Origin of the sequence: Roseateles sp. L2-2 (assembly GCF_050613215.1) — a bacterium.
GTDB classification, from domain to species: domain Bacteria; phylum Pseudomonadota; class Gammaproteobacteria; order Burkholderiales; family Burkholderiaceae_C; genus Roseateles; species Roseateles noduli.
This window is the reverse complement of the sequence record NZ_CP192509.1, coordinates 6475521-6498677: the sequence shown is the minus strand read 5'-3', so window position 1 is coordinate 6498677 and position 23157 is coordinate 6475521. Positions and strand designations below refer to the sequence as shown.

General features: G+C 70.7%; 22 protein-coding genes. 13 read left to right on the top strand and 9 right to left on the bottom strand.

Annotated features, from left to right (window positions below):
- The first annotated feature begins 5 nt into the window (after window positions 1–5).
- Window positions 6–1277 (top strand): Glu/Leu/Phe/Val family dehydrogenase, encoded by a 1272-nt coding sequence (locus ACQZ13_RS28890; RefSeq protein ID WP_431049246.1) that lies wholly within the window; start codon window positions 6–8, stop codon window positions 1275–1277.
- 66 nt (window positions 1278–1343) lie between these two features.
- Here ACQZ13_RS28890 and ACQZ13_RS28885 read toward each other — a convergent pair whose 3' ends face one another.
- Both ACQZ13_RS28885 and ACQZ13_RS28880 read right to left on the bottom strand, forming a co-directional pair.
- Window positions 1344–1922 carry a DJ-1/PfpI family protein gene (locus ACQZ13_RS28885; protein ID WP_431049245.1) on the bottom strand — a complete coding sequence of 193 codons (579 nt, stop codon included), beginning with the start codon at window positions 1920–1922 and terminating at the stop codon, window positions 1344–1346.
- Window positions 1923–1992: 70 nt separating this feature from the next.
- Complete coding sequence (locus ACQZ13_RS28880; RefSeq protein WP_431049244.1) at window positions 1993–2742, bottom strand: phosphatase PAP2 family protein; 750 nt, start codon at window positions 2740–2742, stop codon at window positions 1993–1995.
- Between the two features lie 162 nt (window positions 2743–2904).
- Here ACQZ13_RS28880 and ACQZ13_RS28875 point away from each other — a divergent pair, with 162 nt between their 5' ends.
- The 6 genes from ACQZ13_RS28875 to ACQZ13_RS28850 are packed head-to-tail and all read left to right on the top strand — an operon-like array spanning window position 2905 to window position 8198.
- Window positions 2905–3567 carry a response regulator transcription factor gene (locus ACQZ13_RS28875; protein ID WP_088408131.1) on the top strand — a complete coding sequence of 221 codons (663 nt, stop codon included), beginning with the start codon at window positions 2905–2907 and terminating at the stop codon, window positions 3565–3567.
- Window positions 3564–4949 (top strand): ATP-binding protein, encoded by a 1386-nt coding sequence (locus ACQZ13_RS28870; RefSeq protein WP_431049243.1) that lies wholly within the window; start codon window positions 3564–3566, stop codon window positions 4947–4949. Before ACQZ13_RS28875 ends, ACQZ13_RS28870 begins: the two co-directional genes overlap by 4 nt.
- Window positions 4950–4979: 30 nt before the next feature.
- Window positions 4980–5969, top strand: coding sequence for a KpsF/GutQ family sugar-phosphate isomerase (locus ACQZ13_RS28865; protein WP_431049242.1), 990 nt, complete (start codon window positions 4980–4982; stop codon window positions 5967–5969).
- Between the two features lie 44 nt (window positions 5970–6013).
- Window positions 6014–6613, top strand: coding sequence for a KdsC family phosphatase (locus tag ACQZ13_RS28860; RefSeq protein WP_431053418.1), 600 nt, complete (start codon window positions 6014–6016; stop codon window positions 6611–6613).
- Window positions 6613–7425, top strand: coding sequence for an LPS export ABC transporter periplasmic protein LptC (lptC, locus tag ACQZ13_RS28855; RefSeq protein WP_431049241.1), 813 nt, complete (start codon window positions 6613–6615; stop codon window positions 7423–7425). The genes ACQZ13_RS28860 and lptC overlap by 1 nt, the downstream gene beginning before the upstream one ends.
- A complete protein-coding gene (locus tag ACQZ13_RS28850; RefSeq protein WP_431049240.1) occupies window positions 7422–8198 on the top strand; it encodes an SDR family oxidoreductase in 777 nt (258 codons plus the stop codon). Before lptC ends, ACQZ13_RS28850 begins: the two co-directional genes overlap by 4 nt.
- Before the next feature lie 195 nt (window positions 8199–8393).
- On the opposite strand, the gene ACQZ13_RS28845 is transcribed toward ACQZ13_RS28850, so the two are convergent.
- The gene (locus ACQZ13_RS28845) at window positions 8394–8906 is read right to left on the bottom strand and encodes an RNA recognition motif domain-containing protein (RefSeq protein ID WP_431049239.1); all 513 of its coding nucleotides are present in this window, start codon (window positions 8904–8906) and stop codon (window positions 8394–8396) included.
- A 362-nt stretch (window positions 8907–9268) separates the two neighbouring features.
- On the opposite strand from ACQZ13_RS28845, the gene ACQZ13_RS28840 reads away from it, so the two are divergent.
- From ACQZ13_RS28840 to ACQZ13_RS28820, 5 genes are all read left to right on the top strand, one after another.
- Entirely contained in the window at window positions 9269–10168 is a 900-nt protein-coding gene (locus tag ACQZ13_RS28840) for a helical backbone metal receptor (RefSeq protein ID WP_431049238.1), read from the top strand.
- An 8-nt stretch (window positions 10169–10176) separates the two neighbouring features.
- Window positions 10177–10932: a two-component system response regulator CreB gene (gene creB, locus ACQZ13_RS28835; RefSeq protein WP_431049237.1), complete on the top strand. Its 756-nt coding sequence runs from the start codon at window positions 10177–10179 to the stop codon at window positions 10930–10932.
- Window positions 10933–10938: 6 nt separating this feature from the next.
- Window positions 10939–12456, top strand: a complete 1518-nt coding sequence (gene creC / locus ACQZ13_RS28830; RefSeq protein WP_431049236.1) for a two-component system sensor histidine kinase CreC — start codon at window positions 10939–10941, stop codon at window positions 12454–12456.
- Window positions 12457–12518: 62 nt separating this feature from the next.
- Window positions 12519–13925 (top strand): cell envelope integrity protein CreD, encoded by a 1407-nt coding sequence (creD, locus tag ACQZ13_RS28825; RefSeq protein ID WP_431049235.1) that lies wholly within the window; start codon window positions 12519–12521, stop codon window positions 13923–13925.
- Window positions 13926–13995: 70 nt separating this feature from the next.
- Window positions 13996–15699, top strand: coding sequence for a GMC family oxidoreductase (locus ACQZ13_RS28820; protein ID WP_431049234.1), 1704 nt, complete (start codon window positions 13996–13998; stop codon window positions 15697–15699).
- Between the two features lie 33 nt (window positions 15700–15732).
- Here the strand turns inward: ACQZ13_RS28820 and ACQZ13_RS28815 are convergent, their stop codons facing one another.
- On the bottom strand, window positions 15733–17109 hold the full coding sequence (locus ACQZ13_RS28815; protein ID WP_431049233.1) for a leucyl aminopeptidase family protein: 1377 nt from the start codon (window positions 17107–17109) through the stop codon (window positions 15733–15735).
- A 248-nt stretch (window positions 17110–17357) separates the two neighbouring features.
- A complete protein-coding gene (locus ACQZ13_RS28810) occupies window positions 17358–17768 on the bottom strand; it encodes a thioredoxin family protein (protein ID WP_431049232.1) in 411 nt (136 codons plus the stop codon).
- Window positions 17769–17989: 221 nt separating this feature from the next.
- On the opposite strand from ACQZ13_RS28810, the gene ACQZ13_RS28805 reads away from it, so the two are divergent.
- The gene (locus tag ACQZ13_RS28805) at window positions 17990–18154 is read left to right on the top strand and encodes a hypothetical protein (RefSeq protein ID WP_157522821.1); all 165 of its coding nucleotides are present in this window, start codon (window positions 17990–17992) and stop codon (window positions 18152–18154) included.
- A 69-nt stretch (window positions 18155–18223) separates the two neighbouring features.
- Here the strand turns inward: ACQZ13_RS28805 and ACQZ13_RS28800 are convergent, their stop codons facing one another.
- The 4 genes from ACQZ13_RS28800 to ACQZ13_RS28785 form a co-directional block, all read right to left on the bottom strand.
- Window positions 18224–20560 carry a DEAD/DEAH box helicase gene (locus ACQZ13_RS28800; protein WP_431049231.1) on the bottom strand — a complete coding sequence of 779 codons (2337 nt, stop codon included), beginning with the start codon at window positions 20558–20560 and terminating at the stop codon, window positions 18224–18226.
- Window positions 20561–20621: 61 nt separating this feature from the next.
- Window positions 20622–21794: a hypothetical protein gene (locus ACQZ13_RS28795; protein ID WP_431049230.1), complete on the bottom strand. Its 1173-nt coding sequence runs from the start codon at window positions 21792–21794 to the stop codon at window positions 20622–20624.
- Between the two features lie 89 nt (window positions 21795–21883).
- A complete protein-coding gene (locus ACQZ13_RS28790) occupies window positions 21884–22387 on the bottom strand; it encodes a hypothetical protein (RefSeq protein ID WP_431049229.1) in 504 nt (167 codons plus the stop codon).
- Window positions 22384–23076: an RNA polymerase sigma factor gene (locus ACQZ13_RS28785; RefSeq protein ID WP_431049228.1), complete on the bottom strand. Its 693-nt coding sequence runs from the start codon at window positions 23074–23076 to the stop codon at window positions 22384–22386. Before ACQZ13_RS28785 ends, ACQZ13_RS28790 begins: the two co-directional genes overlap by 4 nt.
- Window positions 23077–23157: the final 81 nt, after the last annotated feature.

Below are 23157 nucleotides of genomic sequence, written 5' to 3'. Positions count from 1 at the left end.
ATTTCATGCCCAACCTGTCTTTCGTTTCCCCCACGCGCAACAGTCCCTGGGGCACCTACCTGTCCCAGATCGACGCGGTCGAGCCCTACCTGGGCAAGCTGGCCCGCTGGGTGGAAACGCTGCGCCGCCCCAAGCGCGCGCTGATCGTGGACATCCCCATCGAACTCGACAACGGCACCATCGCCCACTTCGAGGGCTACCGCGTCCAACACAGCCTGACCCGCGGCCCCGGCAAGGGCGGCGTGCGCTACCACCCGGACGTCACGCTGGAAGAAGTGATGGCGCTGTCGGCCTGGATGACGGTCAAGAACGCCGCGGTGAACCTGCCGTACGGCGGCGCGAAGGGCGGCATCCGCCTGGACCCGAAGACGCTGTCGATGAAGGAGCTGGAGAAGGTCACCCGCCGCTACACCAGCGAGATCGGCATGATCATCGGCCCGACCCAGGACATCCCCGCGCCTGACGTGAACACCAACGGCCAGATCATGGCCTGGATGATGGACACGTACTCGATGAACGTGGGCGCGACCGCCACCGGCGTCGTGACCGGCAAGCCGATCGCGCTGGGCGGTTCGCTCGGCCGCGTGGCCGCCACCGGCCGCGGCGTGTTCGTCGTCGGTCGCGAAGCGATGCGCCGCCTGAACGTGAACCTCGAAGGCGCGCGCGTCGCCGTGCAGGGCTTCGGCAACGTGGGGTCGGTGGCCGCGAAGATGTTCGCCGCCAACGGCGCCATCATCGTCGCGGTGCAGGACCACACCGGCACCATCCTGAACGAGAACGGCCTGGACATGACCGACCTGCTGGACCACGTGGCCCGCACGGGCGGCGTGGGCGGCTTCAAGGGCGCCGACCGCATCGACAACGAGAACTTCTGGGACGTGAAGTCGGACATCCTGATCCCGGCCGCCCTGGAAGGCCAGATCACCGGTGAACGCGCCAAGCGCGTGCAGACCCGCGTCGTGATCGAAGGTGCGAACGGCCCGACCACCCCGGACGGCGACGCCGTGCTGGCCGACCGCGGCATCATCGTCGTCCCCGACGTGATCGCCAACGCCGGCGGCGTGACGGTGTCCTACTTCGAGTGGGTGCAGGACTTCTCGTCGTTCTTCTGGACTGAAGACGAGATCAACGTCCGCCTGGACAAGATCCTCGTCGGCGCGTTCAAGGGCATCTGGGACACCGCGGAACAGCACAAGATCCCGCTGCGCACGGCCGCCTTCACGGTGGCCTGCACGCGGGTGCTGGAAGCGCGCGAAGAGCGCGGTCTGTATCCCTGAACCATCGACCGCGGTTTCTCGCGGTTACGGGACGAACGGGCGCCTCTGGCGCCCGTTTTTTCTTTCCTAGTGCGTGATCTTCGTGCCCAGCACCTGCAGGAACTGAGCGATCCACGCGGGATGCGCCGGCCACGCCGGCGCGGTGACCAGCTTGCCGTCGGTGACGGCCTGGTCGACCGGGATGTCGGCGAAGCTCGCACCCGCCAGCTCGACCTCCGCCGCACAGGCGGGATAGGCCGAGACCTTCTTGCCGCGGATGATGCCCGCCGCGGCCAGCAACTGCGCGCCGTGGCAGATCGCCGCGATGGGCTTGTCGGTCTTCGAGAAATGCTGCACCAGCGGCAGCACGCCCGGCATCGTGCGCAGGTACTCCGGCGCCCGGCCGCCCGGGATCACGAGCGCGTCGTAGTCCTCCGGCTTGATGTCGTCGAAGCTCGCGTTCAGCGTGAAGCGGTGTCCCGGCTTCTCCGAGTAGGTCTGCGCGCCCTCGAAGTCATGGATCGCCGTGAGGACGTAGTCCCCAGCCTTCTTGCCGGGACAGATGGCGTGGACCTGGTGGCCCACGGCCTGCAGCGCCTGGAACGGCACCATCAGCTCGTAGTCCTCGACGTAGTCGCCGGCCAGCAGCAGCAGTTTCTTGCCCATCGCATCTCTCCAGAGTCGGTTGCAGGAGCACCGATTCTGGAAGCCCGCGATCGTCAGGGCGATGAATCCGTCATGTAACCGCGTCGGCGTCGCGGGCTCGCAGCCAGGGCGACGCGACCACCGCCAGCGTCCAGCAGATCCAGCCGGTCCACATCGTGTGGCTGGGGTAATGCGCGCCGCGCGCCATCTGCGCGAAGCCGTAGAGCACGCCCATCGCGATCACCGCGCCCAGCGCGAATCGCGCCTGCCGCGGGTAGGCACGGCGCAGCATGAAGAAGAGGCTGAAGAACGCGAAGGCGGAACTCGCATGGCCCGAGGGGAAGCAATGACCCGGCCCGCCGTCGCGGATGCCGAAGTGCCAGTGCGAGACGTAGTGGGCGACGCCGCCGAACTCGGCGAGGTCCCAGGGGCAGCTCGTCGTGCTGCCCTGCTTCATCAGCGGGATGAGGATCAGGCTGACCGCCGTCAACGCCACCGCGCCCCAGCGTTCACGCCGCGTGAGCCCGGGCCAGAGCGGTCGCACCGCGTTGATCACGAGCATCACGGCCAGTCCGGTGGCCACCCAGCGTCCGCCCTGGTGGAGCAGGCCGGAGGTCATCCAGTGGTCGCGCAGCGCGAAGCCGTGTGCATCCGCGAAGAGCCGCACGACGGCGAGGTCCCACCCCGCCAGGTCCCACAGCAGCAGCGCGGCCAGGCCGGCGAGCGCCACCAGCCATCCGCGTCGCAGCGCGGGCAGCGGCATCGCCCCGACGGGCGACAGGACCGGCGTCGCGGTCGAGCCGGCGCCGAGCTGGAGGGAGGAGAGGGGATGCGGCTTCACGGAACGCAGTGGGCGCCGCGGCACTGAAGTCGCCCTGAAGCCAAGCTGAAGGCCGGCTGAAGACCGGCGACACTTCGCACGCCGGCAGGTCCGCGCGCACGAGGCGGCGGCGACTGCTATCTTCCCGGCTCGACGACACGGCCTGAAGGCCGCCCTCACGCCATGCGACTGCTGCTGCTCGAAGACGACGAACTCCTCGGCGAAGGCCTGCGCGATTTCCTGCGCACCGAAGGCCACACGGTGACCTGGGCGCGGCGACTGTCCGAGGTGCTGCCGCGCCAGCACGAGGAATTCGAGGCGCTGCTGGTCGACTGGCAACTGCCGGACGGCTCGGGCCTGGACTGGCTGCGCGGCCTGCGCCAGCGCGGCGTGTCGACGCCGGCGCTGATGCTGACCGCGCGGGACCTGCTCGCCGACCGCCTGCAGGGCCTGGACAGCGGCGCCGACGACTACCTGGTGAAGCCCTTCGCGCCGGAGGAGCTCGCCGCCCGCCTGCGCGCGGTCAGCCGTCGCCATGTGGGCGCGAGCAGCTCGCAGCGCCGGTACGGGGACGTGGTGCTCGACCTCGCCGCGAAGCGTGCGACGCGGGACGGGCACGCGGTGGAGCTGACCGCCCGCGAGTGGGCCGTGCTGGAGGCGCTGGCGCAGCGCGCCGGGCGGCTGTATCCGAAGCGCGATCTCGAACTGCAGGTGCTGGGCGACGACGCCGAGGTGCTGAGCAACGCCCTGGAGGTCCACGTGTCGAGCCTGCGTCGCAAGCTCGGCCGCGAGCTGATCGAGACCGTCCGCGGCCTGGGCTACCGCCTCGGTCCGGAGGCGGCGTGACACGCCCGGTGGGCCCGCCGCTGAACTCGCCATTGAATTCGCCGCTGAACCCGACAGTGACCGCCCCCGTGAAACCGCCCGAAGGCCCCCGCCGCCCGTCGATCGCCGGCCGCCTGGCGCGCCAGCTGCTGATGATCTCCGCGTTCTGGGCGTTGCTGGCGGGCGTGAGCGTCTGGCTGGTGGTGCAGGAGGAGGTCGACGAGCTGCTCGACGAGACGCTGCAGGCGTCCTCGCAGGTGCTGGGGCAGCTGCTGCGCCAGAGCAGCGCGATGCCCGCCGAGATCGCCGACAACGACGACCTCAGCACCCATTTCGCCTGGCAGCTTGTCGGCGCGGACGGCAGGTTGCTGCACCGCTCGCCGCTGGCGCCGGTGAACGCCTGGAAGCTGCCGCCCGGCTTCAGCGACTGGCAGGACGACGGCACCGACGGCGACGACTGGCGCGTCCATGTGCGTCCGCTGCCGACGGTCGCCGGACCGGGCTGGCTGATGGTGGCGCAGACCAGTGCGGAACGGAAGGAAGTGCGCACCCGCGTGGGGCTCGCCAGCGCCTTCTCGGCCTTGCTGGTCGGCGGCCTGTGCATGATGTGGATGAACCGGCGCGCGCGCGCGGAGCTCGCGCCGCTGGCCGAGTTGTCCAGCGCGCTCGCCGATTACGACCCGCTCGACACCCGTCAGCTGCTGCCCGAGCAGCACCGGCAGGAGCTCGCCGGAATCCGTGCCGCGGTGCTGGACCTCGGCCAGCGCCTCGCGCAGCGCGTGGCCAACGAACGCGCCTTCAGCGCCCATGCCGCGCATGCGCTGCGCACGCCGCTCGCGGGCATGGATGCGCAGCTCGCCATGGCACTGCGCGAGGCGCCGCCCGAATCGCGCGCGCGCTTGCAGCGCACCCGCGAGGCCGCCGACCGCCTGCGCCGCGTGGTGACCGCGCTGCTGACGCTGTTCCGCACCGGCATGAGCCTGCGCTGGCAGCGCCTGGACCTGATCGAGCTGCTGTCGCTGCTGCCGCTGCCGGACGGCCTCGCGCTGGACCTGCCCGAGGACGAGGCCGGGATCGACGCGGACCCCGACCTGCTCGCCGCGGCGCTGATCAACCTGATCGACAACGCCTGGCGCCACGGCGCCTCGCGGGTGCAGCTGCGCCTGCACCGTCAGCCCGACGGCGGGCTGACGGTGCAACTGGTCGACAACGGCGAAGGCGTGGCCGACTGGCAGCGCGTGGACCTCAACGATGCGCTGGAGCGCCAGCAGTACGAAGGCCGCATGGGCCTGGGCCTGATGATGGCCGATCTGGTGGCGCGCGCCCACGGCGGCGACCTGCGCCTGCCCCCCGTGGACGGGGGCTTCGGCGTGGCGATGCGGCTGGGTCCGGCGCCGGACTGAATCCACCCCGGCGGCTACACTTTCGCCCTTATGACGACCCATGCCGCCCTCACCCATTCCCGCGCGCTCGACGTGGCCCGCGCCGCCTTGAAAGTCGAGGCCGACGCGCTGCTGGCGCTCGGTCCGCGCCTGGGCGAATCGTTCGAGCAGGTGGTCCGCACCATCCTCGACAGCAGCGGCCGCGTGGTGGTGATGGGCATGGGCAAGAGCGGCCACGTGGGCCGCAAGATCGCCGCCACGCTGGCGTCCACCGGCACGCCGGCGTTCTTCGTCCATCCGGGCGAAGCCAGCCACGGCGACCTCGGCATGGTCACGCCCGGCGACATCGTGCTGGCGCTGTCCAATTCCGGCGAGAGCGACGAGCTCAACGCCATCATCCCGGTGCTCAAGCGCCTGGGCGTGACGCTGATCGGCATGACCGGCGGGCTGTCGTCGTCGCTGGCCAAGCATTCGAACTTCGTGCTGGACTCGCGCGTGGAGCAGGAAGCCTGTCCGCTGAACCTCGCGCCGACGGCCAGCACCACCGCGCAGATCGCGCTCGGCGACGCGCTGGCCGTGGCGCTGCTGGACGCCCGCGGCTTCCGCGCCGAGGACTTCGCGCGCTCGCACCCGGGCGGCTCGCTCGGCCGCCGCCTGCTGACGCATGTGCGCGACCTGATGCGCAGCGGCGACTCGCTGCCCCGCGTCGGCGCGGACCTGCCGCTGCTCGACATGATGCGGGTGATGTCCGACAAGGGCCTGGGCTGCGCCGTGCTGGCCGACGCCGACGGCAAGGTCGGCGGCATCTTCACCGACGGCGACCTGCGCCGCCTGATCGAACGCGGCACCGACCTGCGCGGCCTGACCGCCGCCCAGGTGATGCATCCGAATCCGCGCACCGTCGCCGCCGACGCGCTGGCGGTGGTCGCGGCCGACCTGATGGAACAGGCGCGCATCACGCTGGTGCTGGCGGTCGACGACGAGCAGCGCCTCGTCGGCGCGATCAGCATCAACGACCTGATGCGCGCGAAGGTGATCTGATGAGCGGCACACCGTCCTATACCCCGAGCGGCACGGCCGCGGCCATGCCGGCTGTGGTGCGTGAACTGAAGCCCGCGCTGTCCTTTCCCCCCGAACTGCTGCTGAAGGCGCAAGGTCCGGCGCTCGGGCTGAAGGCCGCGATCTTCGATGTCGACGGGGTGCTGACCGACGGCCGCATCTACCTGAGCGAAGCGGGCGAGACGATCAAGGCCTTCGCCACGCTGGACGGCCACGGCATGAAGCTGCTGGCGCAGGGCGGCATCGTGCCCATCGTGATCACGGGCCGGGACTCGCCGGCGGTGCGGCGTCGGGTGGCGGATCTCGGCCTGCCGCATGCCGTCTACGGCGCGAAGAACAAGCTGGCCGCGGCGCAGCCGCTGCTCGATCAGCTGGGCCTGCACTGGGACGAGGTGGCCGCGATCGGCGACGATTGGCCCGACCTGCCGCTCATGGTGCGCGCGGGCTTCGCGTGCGCGCCGGCGCAGGCCCATGCCGAGGTGAAGGCGGTGGCCCATCACGTCACCGCGGCCGCCGGCGGACACGGCGCCGCGCGCGAGTTCTGCGACCTGCTGCTGATGGCGGCGGGCCAGTACGCGCGGCTGCTGCATGGCCACCTCGAAACGCTGGACGGAGGCGGTCACTGATGGCGGCACTCGTTCCGCCGCCGACCGCTCCGCGCCGTCGCGCACAACCGTTGCTGTGGCGTCTGCAGTCGATGCTCGCCAACTACGTGCCGCTGCTGCTGATGGCGGCGCTGGCCGGCTTCACCTGGTGGCTCATCAAGAACACGCCCCAGTTGGAAGCGCCGCGCGAGAAGACCGCGCCCAAGCATGAGCCGGACTACCGGATGAACGGTTTCGAGGTCCAGCGCTTCAGCAGCGACGGGCGGCTCACCGGCCGGATCATCGGCACCGAGATGCGCCATTACCCCGACAACGACACGCTGGAGATCGACAGCCCGCAGCTGCGCGCCTACGGCAAGCTGGACGAGCTGCTGGTGGCCGACGCGCAGCGCGGCGTGTCCAACGGCGACGGCAGCGAGGTTCAGTTGCTCGGCGTCGTGAAGGTCAAGCGCTATCCCAACGGGGATACGGCCAAGGCGCCCGATCTGGAGCTCTACGGCGAGTTCCTGCATGCCTTCGTGCCGCAGCAGCAGATCCGCTCGCACCTCCCGGCGCGTGTCGTCGGCATGGGCGGCGAGATGCAGGTGAAGAGCTTCGTCTACGACCAGTTGACCGGCCGCCTGACCTTCAGCGGCGGCGGTCGCGCGACCTTCGCCGCGCAGCCCGGCGTGCGCCCGTCGCTGCAACCCGCGAAGGCGGCAGCGAAGGCCGCCGGCACTGCCGCCTCCAACGCCGCGACCGGGGCCGCCGCCGCCACTGGTGCCGCCGCGAAGCCGGCTGCCAGACCGGCCAAGGCGGCCTCCGGCACCGCGACCTTCAGCAGCAAGCCATGACCCGACTTGTCTACATCACCGGTGCCTCCAGCGGCATCGGTCAGGCGCTCGCGCTGCAGTACTACCGCGAGGGCTGGAAGCTGGCGCTGGTGGCGCGCCGCGTCGAGGAACTGAGCGCCTGGGCCGAGCAGCAGCAGCTGGCGCCGTCGCGCTGGCGCGTGTACCGCGCCGACGTCAGCGACGTCGAGGCCATCGCGGCCACCGGCCGCCGCTGCATGGACGAGCAGGGCCTGCCCGATGTCGTGATCGCCAACGCCGGCATCAGCATCGGCATGGACACGGCGATCTACGAGGACCTCGCCGTGATGCAGCGCCTCTACGCCACCAACAACATCGGCCTGGCCGCGACCTTCCATCCGTTCATCAGCGCGATGCGCGCGCGACGCAGCGGGACACTCGTGGGCATCGCCAGCGTGGCGGGTATCCGCGGGTTGCCGGGACACGGCGCTTACTGCTCCAGCAAGGCCGCGGTGTTCAGTTATTGCGAGAGCCTGCGCGGGGAATGTCGGCCCGACGGCGTGAAGGTCGTGACGATTGCGCCGGGGTATGTCGATACTCCGCTGACGCGCGAGAACCGCTATGGGATGCCCTTCCTGATGCAGCCGGAAGACTTCGCGCGCAAGGCCTATGCGGCCATCGAGGCGGGGGCGCGGGTGAGGTTCATCCCGTGGCAGATGGGCGTCGTGGCGCGCGTCATGCGGCTGCTGCCGGGCGCGGTCTTCGACCGCCTGCTGGCCGGGCGGCCGCGCAAGCATCGTCAGGGCGAGACCTGACCCTGGCGGCGCACTGCCACGGTCGCTGGCCCTCACCCCTGCCCTCTCCCGCAAGCGGGAGAGGGAGCAAGACAAGGACCGGCACCGCGTGACGCCCGCCCCGGCGACTCAGGGGCTGATCACCCAAAGAAAAAGGCGCTCCGAGGAGCGCCTTTTTCATTGCAAGGCGGGATGGACCCGCCTGCCGTGCGTGGCTCAGTAGCCGCCGCGACCGCCGCCGTAGCTGCCGCCGCCGCCACCACCGTAGCCGCCACCGCCGCCGCCGCCGTAACCGCCGCCGCCGCTACGGCCACCGCCGTAACCGCCGCCGCCGCCACTGCGACCACCGCCGCCGCCACCACCGTAGCCGCCGCCGCCACCACCGCCGTAGCCGCCGCCACCGCTGCGGCCACCGCCGCCGCCGAAGCCGCCACCACCGCTGCGGCCGCCGCCGAAGCCACCACCGCCGCCCGGACGGTCTTCACGCGGACGAGCCACGTTGACCACGATCGCGCGGCCGTCGAGGGCCTGACCGTTCATGCCGTTGATGGCAGCTTGCGCTTCGTCGTCCGTCGACATTTCCACGAAGCCGAAGCCCTTGGAACGTCCCGTCTCACGATCCATCATGACCTTGGCGGAAATGACGGTGCCGAATGGCGCGAATGCCTCCTGGAGCGACTCATCTCGCACGCTGTAAGCGAGGTTGCCCACGTATAGCTTGTTTCCCATGGGGGAAGCCCTTTCAAAACCAAATAACCCAATGTGCTGCTTCAACCCATCGTGAACCACTCATACGAAGGCGCTGCATTCAGGCGATCCGATTATGTGTGACAGGATTGGCGGTTCGCAACGCGTCAAGCTGGTTGTTGTTTTTCAGCTTATGCGCACAAACCCCGAGCAGTGTCAGAGGCGCTCAACAATCTCCGCCCCCGGCATCTTGGTGGGGCAAATCAGACTCCTGACTCGCTGCTTCTGGCCCTGGTGTTTTCCACTATGCGGATGCAACTCTGCTGAAATCGCACAACGTGTCGCCCATCGCACCGCCTCTCCCCCCGACGGACGAGTCGCCAAACCCGGCGCGCCTCCGCATCGTGTCGCTCGTCCCTTCGGTGACGGAACTGCTGTTCGCACTCGGATTGGGCCCCTGGATCGTCGGGCGTACCGGTTTTTGCATTCACCCCGCGGCGGCGGTGTCAGCAATATCAAAGATCGGCGGGACCAAGGACGTCAACCTGCCGAAGCTGCGGGCCCTCGCTCCCACCCATGTGGTGGTCAATGTGGACGAGAACCGGCTCGACACCGTCGAGGCCCTGCGCGACGAGATCCCCCATTTGGTGGTGACGCACCCCTGCGCGCCGGAGGACAACCTCGCCCTGATCGCGCAGATCGTCGAGATGGTGGAGGTTTTTGCCGCCGAACTGGGGGTCAGGTCTGAACCTTCCGGAAGAAAAGATGTCCGGGAAGACGAAGTGCTTTACTCCGAAGCCGCGCTGCCGGATGTCCCCGAACTCCGCGACCGTGCCGAGCGCCTCGCCGCGGAGCTGCAAGGCGAGCTCGCCGCCTGCCGGTCCTTCCGCGCCGATCTCCCGGCGGAGCAGCCCGGGCGCCGGGTGCTCTACCTGATCTGGCGCGCGCCGTGGATGACCGTGGCGCGGGACACCTACATCGCGCGCATGCTCGCCGAGGTGGGCTGGCAGACCTGGCCGCCGGTCGAGGGCGGATCGCACGGCGCCGCGCGTTATCCGGTCGTGACCGGCAGCGAACCCTGGCTGGCGGACATCGACGAGCTGCTGCTCAGCTCCGAGCCCTACCGCTTCGGGGAGGAGCATCTGGCCGAAGCGCAGGCGCTCTGCCCGAACGCCCGCGTGCGGCTGGTCGACGGCGAACTGATCAGCTGGTACGGCCCGCGTGCCGCGGAAGGCCTGCGTTACCTGCGGGAACTGGCCGAGGGCCCCCCGGCCGACGGAAAGCGCCACGCAACTCCGCGATGATCGCGGGCATGAGCACGTCTTCCGCCGCCACGTCGCCTGCGTCGTCTTCAGCGCCGTCCCCCGCTTCGCCGCCGCCCGCGCCCTTCGCGGGCCAGGTCCTGCTGCTGGAGGACGACCCCGCGATCGCCCAGACTGTCTGCTTCGTGCTGGAGCGGGAGGGCTACCGCGTCCGCGCCTGCGGCTGGGTGCACGAGGCACGCGCCGCGCTGGCCGATAACGCGCCGGACCTGGCGATCCTCGACGTCGGCCTGCCGGACGGCAACGGCCTGGACCTGTGCCGCGAACTGCGCCAGGGCCCGCTGGCGCGCCTGCCGGTGCTGGTCCTCAGCGCCCGCAGCGAGGAAGGCGACAAGGTGCTGGGCCTGGAACTCGGCGCCGACGACTACCTCGCCAAGCCGTTCAGCAACCGGGAACTGGTGGCGCGGGTGCGGGCGCTGCTGCGCCGCGCCCAGGCGCCGGTAGAGGCGCCCGCGCCGGCCGTCGCCGGTTTCGTCGTCGAGGCTGAAGGTTCCCGCGTGCGCTTCCACGGCGAGCTGCTGCCGCTGACGCGCCGCGAGCTCGGCCTGATGCTGCGCCTGCTCAAGGCGCCCGGTCGCATCCACAGCCGCGACAGCCTGCTGGACGCCGTCTGGGGCATGGACGCCGACAGCGGCGACCGCACCGTGGACACCCACATCAAGACCCTGCGCGCCAAGCTGCGCCAGGTGCGCCCCGACCTCGACCCGATCCGCACGCACCGCGGCATGGGCTATTCGCTGGAGTGACGGCGGATGCGCCTCGGCCTGCGACTGTTCCTCGGCTTCTTCCTGGTGGCGGGGCTGAGCGCCTTCATCCTGCTGCGCGTCGTGCTGGGCGAGTTCAAGCCCAGCGTGCGCGAGGTGATGGAGGACATGATGGTCGACACCGCCAACCTGGTGGCGGCGCTGGCGCGTGACGAGCTCGCCGCGATGCCGCCGGGCGGCAACCTGAGCGGCACACGGTTCGCGCAGCGGGTTCGCGACTACGCCGAGCGGCCCGTGGACGCGCGCATCCTCAGCGCGCGCAAGCGCTCGCTGGACTTCCGCATCTACGTCACCGACGCCACGGGGCGGGTGGTGCTGGACACCAGTCCCACCTCGGCGGTGGGGCAGGACTACTCGGCCTGGAACGACGTCGCGCGCACGCTGCGCGGCGACTACGGCGCGCGCACGACGCCGGAGCGGCTCACGCCCTACGGCAACGCGGGCGACCTGGGCAACGGCAAGGACCCGCAGGGCAGTCCGGTGATGTACGTGGCCGCGCCGGTCCGCGTCGGGGACCGGACGATCGGCGTCGTCACCGTCGCCAAGCCGGCCGCGGCGGTCCAGCAGATCATCTTCCGCGCCGAGCGCCGCATCTGGATCGCCGGGCTGTCGCTGCTGGCGGTGTCGCTGGCGGTGGGCGTGGCGGTGACCGTGTGGATGATCGCGGCGGTGCGCCGCCTGCGCCGCTACGCCCAGGAGGTGCAGATGGGCCAGCGCCAGGTGCCGCCCAAGGTACCCGGCGAGCTCGGCGACCTGGCGCACGCGATGGATGCGATGCGGGAACGGCTGGACGGGCGGGAGCGCCTCGAACACATGGCGCGGGCGCTGACGCATGAGCTGAAGAGCCCGCTGGCCGCGCTGAGGGGCGCCGGCGAACTTCTGCAGGAAGAGCTGCCCGGCGCCGACCGCCAGCGCTTCGCCGCGCAGGTGGTCTCGCAGAGCGAGCGCATGACGGAACTGGTCGAACGCCTGCTCGCGCTGTCCACGCTGGAACTGCGGCGCGGGCCGGAGCATCCCCGCCCGGTGGCCCTCGTCGGCGCGGTCGACCAGGTGCTGGCGCTGCTCGGCGACCGGCTGGCACAGCAGTCGTTGACGGTACGCTGGCTGCGCCGCGACGCGGTGGAGCTGCAGGCGGACGCCGAGATGCTGGCGCTGGCCATCAGCAACCTGCTGACGAACGCGATCGACTTCGCGCCGTCCGGCTCCGAGCTGACGCTGCAGGTGGGCATCGAGTCGGCGAGCGGCGCCCACGGCGCCAGCGCGTTCTTCGAACTTCGCGATCACGGCCCCGGTGTACCGGCGGGTGCGTTCGCGCAACTGGGCGAGCGCTTCTTCTCGACCGCCCGGCCGGGCAGCCTGCGCAAGGGCTCCGGCCTGGGCCTGGCCATCGTGCGTCAGATCGCGGGCCTGCATCGCGGCGAGTTGCGCTTCGAACCCGCCGAGCCGGGCCTGCGCGTGCGGCTCGCTTTCCCGCTCTTCACGGCCGCTTCACAAACTTCGTCCTGAACTCACCGCCCCTGCCGAGACTGCCGCCTTCTGTGGATTGCCGAGGGGCAAGGAGAAGGACGATGCAGAGGAAGGCGCTGTGGTGGAAGCTGGTGATCCTGGGCGGGGTGACGCTGCTGCTGATGTTCGTGCTGATGCGGATCGGCTGGCTCGTGGATGAACGCCAGGGACGGCAACGCGCCGCGGAGGCCGGCGTCGCCGCGGCGCAGGCGGGGCCGCAGGTGCTGCTGGGCCCGATCGTGCAGCGCAGCTGCACGGAGGAATGGTCGACCGTCGCCGCCAACGGCGCGGCGAGCACCGCGCGGCGCGACTTCATCGTGTCGACGATGCCGGCCGAACTCTCGGTGGACGGCACGCTCAACCAGGAGCCGCGCCGACGCGGTCTGTTCAAGATCAACGCCTACGCCGCGCAGGTGGCGATGCAGGCGCGCTGGCATTCCCTGGAAGCGTTGACGCCGAAGGCGGAGCACGCCGGCAAGCTTCAATGCGACGCCCCGCGGGTCGTGGTGGCCGTCAGCGATTCCCGCGGGCTGCGTGTCGTCGGGATCAAGCGCGGCGACGCGCCGCTGGCGGTACGCCCCGGCACCCGGAACGACAGCTACCCGCGCGGTCTGCACGCGGTGCTGCCCGAGCAGCCGCTGACCGAGCCGCTGGCGCTGGCCGTGTCGATGAACCTGATCGGCATGACCGACTTCGGCGTGGTGCCGGCCGCGTCGGCGACGCAGGTGAAGCTGCGCGCGGACTGGCCGCATCCGAGCTTCGGCGGCCGCTTCCTGCCGGTGTCGAGCACCATCGACGCCAAGGGTTTCGAGGCCAGCTGGCAGGTCTCCGAACTCGCGACCACCGCGCTGCGCGACGTCGCGGCCGGCCGCGCGATGCCCGGCATCGATCGCGATCCGGAAGCGGGCGGCTATCCGTCCGCGTCGACCGGCAATGCCAAGGGGGAATCGATCGCCGACACGCTGGCCTTCTCGATGATCGACCCGGTCAACCCTTACGTCATGAGCGACCGCGCCATCAAGTACGGCCTGATGTTCATCGTGCTGACTTTCGTGAGCGTGGGTCTGCTGGAGCTGCTGTCCCGCCGCCGCGTGCACCCGGTGCAGTACCTGCTCGTCGGCCTGGCAATGACGCTGTTCTTCCTGCTGCTGCTCAGCCTGTCCGAACACCTGAGCTTCGCGCTGTCCTATGCGCTGGCGGCGGGCGCGGCGATCGGGCTGCTGACCTTCTACGGGGCGGCCATGCTCGGAACGGCGCTGCGCGGCCTGGGGTTCGGCGCGCTGGTGGCGGTGCTCTACGGCGCGCTGTTCATCCTGCTGAACCTGGAGAAGGCCTCGCTGGTGGTCGGCGCCTCGCTGCTCTTCGCGGTGCTGGCGGCGGTCATGACGCTGACGCGGCGCATCGACTGGTACGCGCTGAACGGGCGCACTGCGGAGCAGCCGGAGCAAGAGGCCGTCGGCTCCTGGTGACAACGAGGTTGCCGGCCGCCCGTGGCTCGGTCAGCATGGGTCTTCACAGACCCATCACGACAAGAGAGACATGGGCGGAGACAACCCAAGCACCGACCGCGACGCGGCGCCCGAGACCGCCTCGGGCCGCTTCGATTTCATCATCGTGGGTGCCGGCACCGCCGGCTGCCTGCTCGCCAACCGGCTCAGCGCCGACACGTCCAAGCGCGTGCTGCTGCTCGAAGCCGGCGGCCGCGACGACTACCACTGGATCCACATCCCCGTCGGCTACCTCTACTGCATCGGCAATCCGCGCACGGACTGGCTGTTCAAGACGGAGCCCGACGCGGGCCTGAACGGACGCAGCCTGCGCTATCCGCGCGGCAAGGTGCTGGGCGGGAGCTCGAGCATCAACGGGATGATCTACATGCGGGGTCAGACCCGCGACTACGACGGCTGGGCCGAATCAGCCGGCGACGACGCGTGGCGCTGGGACGCGGTGCTGCCCTACTTCCGCGAGCATGAAGATCACTGGCGTCTGGACGAAGGCGCCGAGCGTCCGCCCGGTTTCGACCCGGCGATGCACGGACACGGCGGGGAGTGGCGGGTCGAGAAGCAGCGGCTGCGCTGGGCGGTCCTGGACGCGTTCGCGGCGGCGGCCCAGGAGGCCGGCATTCCGGCGACGCCCGACTTCAATCGCGGCAACAACGAGGGTGTCGGCTACTTCGAGGTCAACCAGCGCAACGGCTGGCGCTGGAACACGGCGAAGGCCTTCCTGCGGCCGGCCTGCTACCGGCGTCCCAACTTCGAGATGTGGACCGGCGCGCATGCGCAGCGGCTGCTGTTCGAGCAGGTCGACGGCGCGGTCCGCTGCGACGGCGTGCTCGTGCGCACGCCTCACGGGCTGGAGACGGTCCGCCTGAACCCGGGCGGCGAAGTGCTGCTCGCGGCCGGTGCGATCGGGTCGCCGCAACTGCTGCAGCTGTCGGGCCTCGGGCCGGCGGCGCTGCTGGAACAGCATGGCATCGACGTCGTGAAGGACCTGTCCGGCGTCGGCGCCAACTTGCAGGATCACTTGCAGATCCGCGCGGTCTTCCAGGTCGACGACGTGAGCACGCTCAACACGCTGGCGTCGAGCTGGTTCGGCAAGGCGCGGATCGGGCTCGAATACGCACTGCGCCGCACCGGGCCGATGAGCATGGCGCCTTCGCAGCTCGGCGCGTTCGCGAAGAGCGGACCGGACAAGGATTGGCCCGATCTGCAGTACCACGTGCAACCGCTGTCGCTGGACGCGTTCGGCGAGCCGCTGCACGCGTTCAACGCGTTCACGGCGAGCGTCTGCAACCTGAATCCCACGAGCCGCGGCACGGTCACGATCCGCAGCGCGGAGGCGGCCGATGCGCCGCGGATCGCGCCCAACTACCTGAGCACCGCCGAGGACCGCGAGATCGCCGCGCGCAGCCTGCGGCTGACGCGGCGCATCGTCGAGCAGCCGGCGCTGTCGCGCTACCGGCCGCGCGAGCACAAGCCCGGCGTCGAGTTCCAGACGGACGAGGAGCTGGCGCGCCTGGCCGGCGACATCGCCACGACGATCTTCCACCCGGTCGGCACCTGCCGCATGGGGCGGGCCGACGATGAGACCGCCGTCGTCGACAGCCGGCTGCGCGTGCGAGGGGTGTCCGGCCTGCGCGTCGTCGATGCGAGCGTCATGCCGACGATCACCAGCGGGAACACGAATTCGCCCACGCTGATGATCGCGGAGCGCGCCGCCGCGTGGCTGCGCGCGGGGGAGTGATCGGACGCCGGACCGGCGCCGATCACAGGACCGTCAGGCGCTGAAGCGTTCCTCGATGTAGGCCAGCAGCGTGCGGATGGTCTGGGCTTCGCCGCCGACCGGGCGACCCGGACGCGCGATGTCGTTCCAGGCGAACAGGTCGATGTGCAGCCAGTCCTGCTCGGCCGGGACGAAGGCTTCGAGGAACAGCGCCGCGTTGATCGCGCCGGCCAACGCGCTGCGGCCGGTGTTCACGATGTCGGCGATGCTCGACGTGATGCCTTCCTTGTACGGCGCCCACAGCGGCATGTGCCACAGCGGATCGTCCATCTTCAGGCCGAGGTCGACCAGGTCGCGGCCCGTGTCCATGTGCTTGGTGAACAGCGCCGGCAACTGCGCGCCCAGCGCGATGCGGGCCGCGCCGGTCAGCGTGGCCAGGTCGATGATCAGCTCGGGCTTGGACTCGACGGCGTAGGCCAGCGCGTCGCACAGGATCACGCGGCCTTCGGCGTCGGTGTTGCCGATCTCGATGTGCAGGCCGGCGCGGGTCTTGATGACGTCGCCAGGACGATAGGCGTTGCCGCTGATCGAGTTCTCCACGGCCGGGATCAGCACCTGCAGGCGCACCGGCAGCTTCAGCGCCATGATCAGCGTGGCCAGGCCCAGCGTGTTGGCCGCGCCGCCCATGTCCTTCTTCATCTGGCGCATGCCGTCGGCCGGCTTGATGTCCAGGCCGCCGGTGTCGAAGCACACGCCCTTGCCGACCAGCGTCAGCCGGGGGTGCTTGTCGCTGCCCCAGTTCAGCTCGATCAGGCGCGGCGCGCGGGTGCTGGCGCGGCCGACGGCGTGGATGGCCGGGAAGTTCTTCTTCAGCAGGTCGTCGCCGACGATCTCCTTGAACTTGGCGCCGTGCTGCTTGCCGACGACGGCCGCGGCCTTCGAGAGCTCTTCCGGGCCCATGTGCTCGGCAGGCGTGTTGACCAGGTCGCGCACGGCGGTCATCGCGGTGGCGATCGCCAGGCCGCGCTGGCCGTCCGGGCTGTTCTTGACGAGCAGCTGGGCCGGCTCGCGCTTGCGCGGCTTGTAGAGGTCGAACTGGTAGCAGCCCAGCTCCCAGGAGAGCGCGGCGGCCTCGTCCTGCAGCGGCAGGCCGTCGGGCGAGAGCGTGTAGCTGCCTTCAGGCAGCGCGAGCGGCAGGGCCGACAGCGCGAACGGGTGGGCGGCGTGCGCCACGCCGGCGAAGACCTGCGCCAGCTTGCCGTCCTCGCCCGGCACCAGCGCGAAGGTGTCCGGCGCGGCGGAGAAGCCCAGCGTCGCCAGCCATTGCTGGGTGCGCTTGGGCAGCTTCGGGGCCAGGGCCTGGTAGGCGGCGCGATCCAGCGCCAGGATGGGCGTGGCGCGAGCCACCGAGTTCTTGAATTGGACGTTCATCGATGCACCGGCTCGCCGCGGGTCGCGCGGACAGCCGGCCTTGGGGGTTGGCGGTGAGCCATTCTCGCTCGGGCAGCCGTACTTCCGCCGCCGCTGGCCCTCACCCCCACCCTCTCCCGCAGTGCGGGAGAGGGGGCCACCCCAGTGCTCCTGCTACGAATGGCTCAGTGCATTCTCACTCCCTCTCCCGCACCGCGGGAGAGGGTGGGGGTGAGGGGCGCGCGCAGCGCGCGGGGTCGGGGAATAGCTCAGCAGGATTGCCGCAGGCGGGACAGCAGCGACTGCGCTGCGGCGGTCGTACCGGCCGGCGCATTGGGGCTGGCGGCGGACATCGCCGGGTTGTCCTGGGCGGCCTGGATCAAGCGCTGGGCCGCCGCCGGTCCCGGCAGCACCGGTCCGATGAAACAGACCCGTTCCCCCTGCCCGATCAGCAGCGTCGGGAAGGTCTCGACCTCCAGATCGTCGACCAGCTCCGAATCGTCCTCGATGTCCACCCACAGGAAACGGGCGCCGGGATGCTGCTGGCGCAGCGCGGCGAAGTCGTCCCGATAGGTGTCGCAGGTCCGGCACCAGGCGGCGCACAGGCAGGCGACCAGGAGGTCGGGGGACCCTTCGGAGGCGGGCGCCGGCAGCGGTGACGAAGACGACATCGTGGACATGGGCCCGGAGCTTAGCCGAGTTGCTTCCGACTCGAATCTGTTCGCAATACGTCCAAGGCACCATTTTGGTGCCGGAGGCGTGACGATGGCGCGAGCTTTGTTCAGATTTGTGAGGAGGCTGTCAACGGCGTGCCGACGGCCCGCGTTAGCTGGCACAAAGCGGCTATTGCAAGCGGTCTCCCCCCGCTCCAAGCCGCCGAAAGGCAAGAAGGTCCCCGACCATGATGAAGTCCCAAACCCGCACCGAATCCCAGCCGCGCCGCCTCCCGATGCCGGAACTGGCGCAGCACGACAAGGGCCGCAAGCACGAAGCCTTCGAAGTCGCCAGCCTGGGCTGCGACCGCCGCAGCGTCGCGCGCGCCCTGCGCTTCGACCGCAAGCGCTGATTCCCTGAGCGGAGCCGCCCCGAGTCCGGGCGGCGGCCCCGCCCACCCAGCGCCTCCGCGCCGCGCCTGTCAGTCCTCGTCGTCCGGAGACTGCAAGGGCGCCAGCAGCCGGTCGATCTCGTCGGCGCTGAACTTCTCCAGACGCTCCCCGCCATCGCGGCCCAGCAGGCCGTCCGCCAGCGCCCGCTTGCGGGCCTGCAGTTCGAGCATCCGCTCCTCGATCGAGCCCTCGATCGCCAGTTGATGGACGAACACCGGCCGGGTCTGGCCGATCCGGTGCGCGCGGGCATGGGCCTGCGCGTCGACCGCCGGGTTCCACCACGGGTCCACCTGGATGACGGTGTCCGCCGCCGTCAGCGTCAGCCCCACGCCCCCGGCCTTCAGGCTGACCAGCATCAGCGGCGCCTCGCCCGCCTGGAAGCGCCGCACCACCTCCCCCCGCTTGCCTTCCGGCGTTTCGCCGGTCAGCTTCATCAGCGGGATCCGCAGCTCGACCATCGCGGCCCCGATCAGGTCCAGCATCCCGGTGAACTGGGAAAAGATCAGGATCGTCCGCCCCTGGGCGATCATCTCGGGCACCTTCTCCTGGATCCATTCCAGCTTGGCGGCTTCCATTCCATGGGGGAGCGCAATACCCGGCACCAGCCGCGGATCGCAGCAGACCTGACGCAGCTTCAGCATCGCATCCAGCACGGACATCAAGCCGGTGCCGAAGATCTCCGAATCCTTCAACAACCGCCGCACCAGGTGGTCGGCGCCGATCCGGACGCTTTCGTACAGCTGGCGTTGACGCCCTTGCAGCGGGATGCGCTGGGTGAGCACCGTCATCGGCGGCAGGTCCTTGGCGACTTCCTCCTTCAGCCGGCGGAGGATGAACGGCCGCACGCGCGACGCCAGTTCCCGGGCGCGGCGGGCGTCGCCGGTCTGCTCGATCGGCTTGCGCCAATGCCGCGCAAAGGAGCGCGACTCGCCGAGGTAGCCCGGCATCAGGAAGTCGAACTGCGTCCAGAGTTCGCCCAGGTGGTTCTCGAGCGGCGTGCCGGTCAGCACGAGCCGCTGATTCGCCTGGAGCCGGCGCAGCGCGCGTGCCGCCCGGGAGCGGGGGTTCTTCACCGCCTGGGCCTCGTCCAGCACCAGCACCGAGAACGTCGGCTTCGAGAGCGCCCGCACTTCGCGCCAGGCCAGTCCGTAGCTGCACAGCAGCAGGTCGATGTCGCCGAGGCGCTTCATCACCTGCGCCCGCTCCGCCGGATCGGACAAGGTGGCCACGCGCAGGTCGGGCGCGACGCGCGCGGCTTCCTGTGTCCAGTTGAAGATCAGGGAGGTGGGCGCGACGACGAGCGCCGGTGCCGTCAGCCGTCCGGCCTGCTTCTCGACCAGCAGATGCGCCAGTGCCTGCGCGGTCTTGCCCAGGCCCATGTCGTCGGCCAGGATCCCGCCGAGCTCCTGGCGCGCCAGGTACTGGAGCCAGGCCAGGCCCTGCAGCTGATAGGGGCGCAGCGTGATGCCCAGGCCTTCGGGCGGCGTCGACGCCGGCGGCGGGCCGGCATCGCGCAGGCGTTCCCACATCGTTCGAAGCTCGTCGGCACCGAAGACCTGCCAGCGGCTGTCCGGCATGTCGAGCGCCGCCAGCCGGGCCGCTTCCCACGAGGTGAGCTTCACCGGTCCGCGCCGTGAGCGCTGTGCGACGAGCACGTCCAGCAGGTTGAGCATCAGCCGCTTCAGCGGCGCCGCCGTCGAGTGGAGCCGGCGCCCTCCCGGCGCCTTCAGGCTGATGATGGCGTCGTCATCGATGCCGGCGATCGCGTCCGCGTAGAGCCAGCGACGGTCCTTGCGCAGCAGGTCCCAGATCATCGGCGCCAGGTCGACGCGCTGCCCTTGCACCGTCACGCCCAGGCTCAGCATCCAGGAGCCCTTGCGGCGTGAGAGCGCCAATGTCGGCAGGCGGTCGCCAGCGCCCGCGGCGGGCGCGATGGCGGTCTGGACGTCGACCGGCTCCTCGTCCTCCGGCTGGATCTCCAGCGACCACGCGTCGATCGCAACGCTGTGGTGCGCGAAGCCGGGCAGGAAGTCGATCTCCCAGCCCAGCTTGCGCAGCCGGGGCACTTCGTCGGCGGCAAAGTCGGGGAACAGGTCTTCCTGCTCCAGCGTCCAGCACGGGGTCAGGCCTCGCCCGAAGGAGGCGTCGCGCCACTGCAGCATCTCGACATCCACCGGATGCAGCGGCAACGCCTGCCATTGCTCCAGCGCCGCGGGATCCGACGGCCACCGTTCCAGCCGCAGCAGCGACACGCGATCGCCGCGCGGGCCCAGCTTGCCGTGCGGCCGCAGGCCGAGCAGGCCGTCGCCGCGGTTGAGCGTCTGCAGGATCAGTTTCGGCGGGAGCGGGGAAGGCGGCGCGGTCATCGAAGGGGCATTGTCGACGCCCCGCCGGACTGTCGGCTCGAGGCGTCTCCCCGGAGACGGCTCAGCCTTCCTTGCGTTCCTTCCCGTCCTTCCCTTCCTTTGGCGTGCGCGGCTTGGGCAGGCCCGTCTTCGCGAAGTCCGCCGGCACACGCATCAGCGCGGCCTCGGGTTCGACGCGCCGGATGTTGCGCAGCTGGTAGTTCTGTTCGCCGCTGCGCGGATCCTTGGTCTGGGTGCTGACGGTCACCTTCAGGTCGGGCGAGGTCCACACCTCGCGCGAGATCACGATCGGCTTCTCGTTGCCGATCTTGCCCGCGGGGATGGTGCGCGTCGCGCGGCTGCCGGTGACCTTGAGCCCGTCGATCTCCTTGGGCGCCAGGGTGTCCGGCTGCCCGTCCTGTCCGTTGAGCTGGCCGTTGAGGATCATCGGCTCGATGCGCATCGCCACGGCCGGCGGCAGGGGCGACATCGGCGCCAGCGGGCCCAGGGCGCCCGGCGGCGTCTCGACGCGGATGACGCGGACCTCCTGGCTGCTCTCGCCCGGGGCGATCACGACCGGCGTCGCGATGCGTGTGTTGACGTGGACCGTGGGAGCCGCAGGCGCCGCCGGAGGCTTGGGCGCCTCGGCGCGCTGCGTCGTTTCGCCGTGGCCGAAGTTCTCGCGCGCCCAGTCGCGCATCTTCCGGCCGTACTCGCGCATCTTGTCGTTGTAGTCCCGCATCTTGTCCTGGTACTCGCGCATGCGTTCGCCGTACTCGCGCTGGGCCTCGGCGTCCACGCGGCCACCGCCGAGATAACGCGCGGTCTTGCGCTCGGGATCGAGCAGCCAGTTCTCGCCGCTCACGGCGTCGCGGAGATAGACCACCTTGCGCCCCTGGCGTTCGACTTCCTGGCGCGTCCGGCCTTCGCCGTCGCGGCACAGCTGGCTGGTCTGCTGATGGACGATGCGATTGCCGTCGGCCAGCGGCTGGACGGTTTCATGCACCGCCTGGGCGCAATACGGGGCGCCCTTGACGACTCGTTCCGTACTGAGGATGTGCATCGCGACGCCGGATTCGGCGATCAGCTCGCCGACGTCGGGCACGGGCGGCACCGGAGGAACCGGCGGGACGACGGCCGGCATCGTCGGCGGTGTGGGGCGCGCGTCCGGATCCGGCGACGCGTGCGCGGCGGGCTGGGCCTGGACCGCGACGGCGGCAAGCGCCAGGGCGAGGGTGGTGAGAGAAGTCTTCATGGCGGTCTCCAGGGAGGGAAGCAGGGCGTCGTTCAGGGGGAGCGGAGAGGGAATCGCAGGGAATCGGGAACTCGGCGGTATCGGATCGATCAGGGCATGACCCGCATCGCGAGCACATCGCCCGAGACGTGCACCAGCAACTCGGCGCGCACCGGCGCGGCGGCATCGGCGGGGTCGTAGGGCAGTCCCAGCAAGGCCAGTCGCTCACGCGGGACTTCCGCAGGAACCAGCCAGGCGTTGCCGGTCCCGGCCTTTTCGAAGGCGGCCCAGCGGTCGGCGGACACCAGCACGATGAAGCCGCTGCCGGGATTGCCCATGACCGTGGCGCCCGATTCGCCCGGCGGCGCGGAACCGAGCAGCCAGACGCAGGCGACCAGCACGGAGGCGCACAGGGCCGGGCCGGCGAGCGCCCATCTCCAGCGGCCGGCCTTGGCCGCCTTCTGGCGGACGGCGAACTGCTGGCGCATGGCGAGCAGCACCGCGTCGTCGCGCTCGACCGGCGGCGTGCGCTGGCGCAGCTCCTGGGCCACGGCCCACAGCCAGTCGGCCAGGCGCGCGGAGCGGGGCGGGGAGGTGTCGGTGGTCTTCATCATGCGGACTTCGATGAGCGTTCGTTCGCGTCCGCCGGAGCGGACGACAGGGGCCGGGACTCGTCCTGCAGCGCGGCCAGCAGGCGCGCCCGGCCCCGGTGGAGGCGGGTGCGCAGCGTGTTGAGCTCGACGCCGGCGATGCGGGCGGCCTCGGCGTAGGCCCGCTCCTGCAGATCGACCAGCACGATGGCTTCGCGGAAGGTCCAGGGCAGCGTCTGCAGCGCGGCCCAGACGCGGGCCTGGTCCTGCGCGCGGACCAACTGCTGCTCCGGCGCATCGGCGGGATCCTGATGACGCTCGTCGGCGTCTTCGTCATGGGCGACCGGCAGGTCCCGCCAGCGCGCCAGCAGGTGATGCCGCGCCACGCCGGCGAGGTAGGCGCCCAGCGGGCCTCTGCCGGGATCCCAGCCCTCGGGGCGACCGGCGAATTGCACGAAGGCCTCCTGCATCGCGTCCGCCGCGAGGTCGGACTGGCCGCACAGCGCCAGCGCATAGCGGTAGACGCCGGGCGACTCGCTGCGATACAGCGGCTCCAGCGCGCCGGCGTCGCCCTGGCGCAGCCGGCGGACCAGCGCTTCGCTGGCGGCGGCGTGGGTGGGCGACGCGTCGCGCTCGCTCCTGGCGCCGGCGGGGGCGCCGGGGTCGGCAGGATCGGGGCGGGCGCGGCCGGCCAGGCGGGTCCAGAAGCTCATCGGGCGTTCGGCGTGCGTTGCGTGGTGGGCATGTTGAACGTATTGCGCGAGCGGTCCGGAAAGTTCCCGGCTCGCACAGAA

What these genes read in the sequence shown, in the direction of transcription:
- creD (WP_431049235.1), top strand. Translation starts at nt 12,519, where the DNA reads ATGCAGAGGAAGGCGCTGTGGTGGAAGCTGGTGATCCTGGGCGGGGTG.
- ACQZ13_RS28815 (WP_431049233.1), bottom strand. Translation starts at nt 17,109, where the DNA reads ATGAACGTCCAATTCAAGAACTCGGTGGCTCGCGCCACGCCCATCCTG.
- ACQZ13_RS28805 (WP_157522821.1), top strand. Translation starts at nt 17,990, where the DNA reads ATGATGAAGTCCCAAACCCGCACCGAATCCCAGCCGCGCCGCCTCCCG.
- creB (WP_431049237.1), top strand. Translation starts at nt 10,177, where the DNA reads ATGAGCACGTCTTCCGCCGCCACGTCGCCTGCGTCGTCTTCAGCGCCG.
- lptC (WP_431049241.1), top strand. Translation starts at nt 6,613, where the DNA reads ATGGCGGCACTCGTTCCGCCGCCGACCGCTCCGCGCCGTCGCGCACAA.
- ACQZ13_RS28860 (WP_431053418.1), top strand. Translation starts at nt 6,014, where the DNA reads ATGCCGGCTGTGGTGCGTGAACTGAAGCCCGCGCTGTCCTTTCCCCCC.
- ACQZ13_RS28865 (WP_431049242.1), top strand. Translation starts at nt 4,980, where the DNA reads ATGACGACCCATGCCGCCCTCACCCATTCCCGCGCGCTCGACGTGGCC.
- ACQZ13_RS28810 (WP_431049232.1), bottom strand. Translation starts at nt 17,768, where the DNA reads ATGTCCACGATGTCGTCTTCGTCACCGCTGCCGGCGCCCGCCTCCGAA.
- ACQZ13_RS28795 (WP_431049230.1), bottom strand. Translation starts at nt 21,794, where the DNA reads ATGAAGACTTCTCTCACCACCCTCGCCCTGGCGCTTGCCGCCGTCGCG.
- ACQZ13_RS28800 (WP_431049231.1), bottom strand. Translation starts at nt 20,560, where the DNA reads ATGACCGCGCCGCCTTCCCCGCTCCCGCCGAAACTGATCCTGCAGACG.
- ACQZ13_RS28890 (WP_431049246.1), top strand. Translation starts at nt 6, where the DNA reads ATGCCCAACCTGTCTTTCGTTTCCCCCACGCGCAACAGTCCCTGGGGC.
- ACQZ13_RS28845 (WP_431049239.1), bottom strand. Translation starts at nt 8,906, where the DNA reads ATGGGAAACAAGCTATACGTGGGCAACCTCGCTTACAGCGTGCGAGAT.
- ACQZ13_RS28875 (WP_088408131.1), top strand. Translation starts at nt 2,905, where the DNA reads ATGCGACTGCTGCTGCTCGAAGACGACGAACTCCTCGGCGAAGGCCTG.
- ACQZ13_RS28850 (WP_431049240.1), top strand. Translation starts at nt 7,422, where the DNA reads ATGACCCGACTTGTCTACATCACCGGTGCCTCCAGCGGCATCGGTCAG.
- creC (WP_431049236.1), top strand. Translation starts at nt 10,939, where the DNA reads ATGCGCCTCGGCCTGCGACTGTTCCTCGGCTTCTTCCTGGTGGCGGGG.
- ACQZ13_RS28790 (WP_431049229.1), bottom strand. Translation starts at nt 22,387, where the DNA reads ATGATGAAGACCACCGACACCTCCCCGCCCCGCTCCGCGCGCCTGGCC.
- ACQZ13_RS28785 (WP_431049228.1), bottom strand. Translation starts at nt 23,076, where the DNA reads ATGAGCTTCTGGACCCGCCTGGCCGGCCGCGCCCGCCCCGATCCTGCC.
- ACQZ13_RS28885 (WP_431049245.1), bottom strand. Translation starts at nt 1,922, where the DNA reads ATGGGCAAGAAACTGCTGCTGCTGGCCGGCGACTACGTCGAGGACTAC.
- ACQZ13_RS28820 (WP_431049234.1), top strand. Translation starts at nt 13,996, where the DNA reads ATGGGCGGAGACAACCCAAGCACCGACCGCGACGCGGCGCCCGAGACC.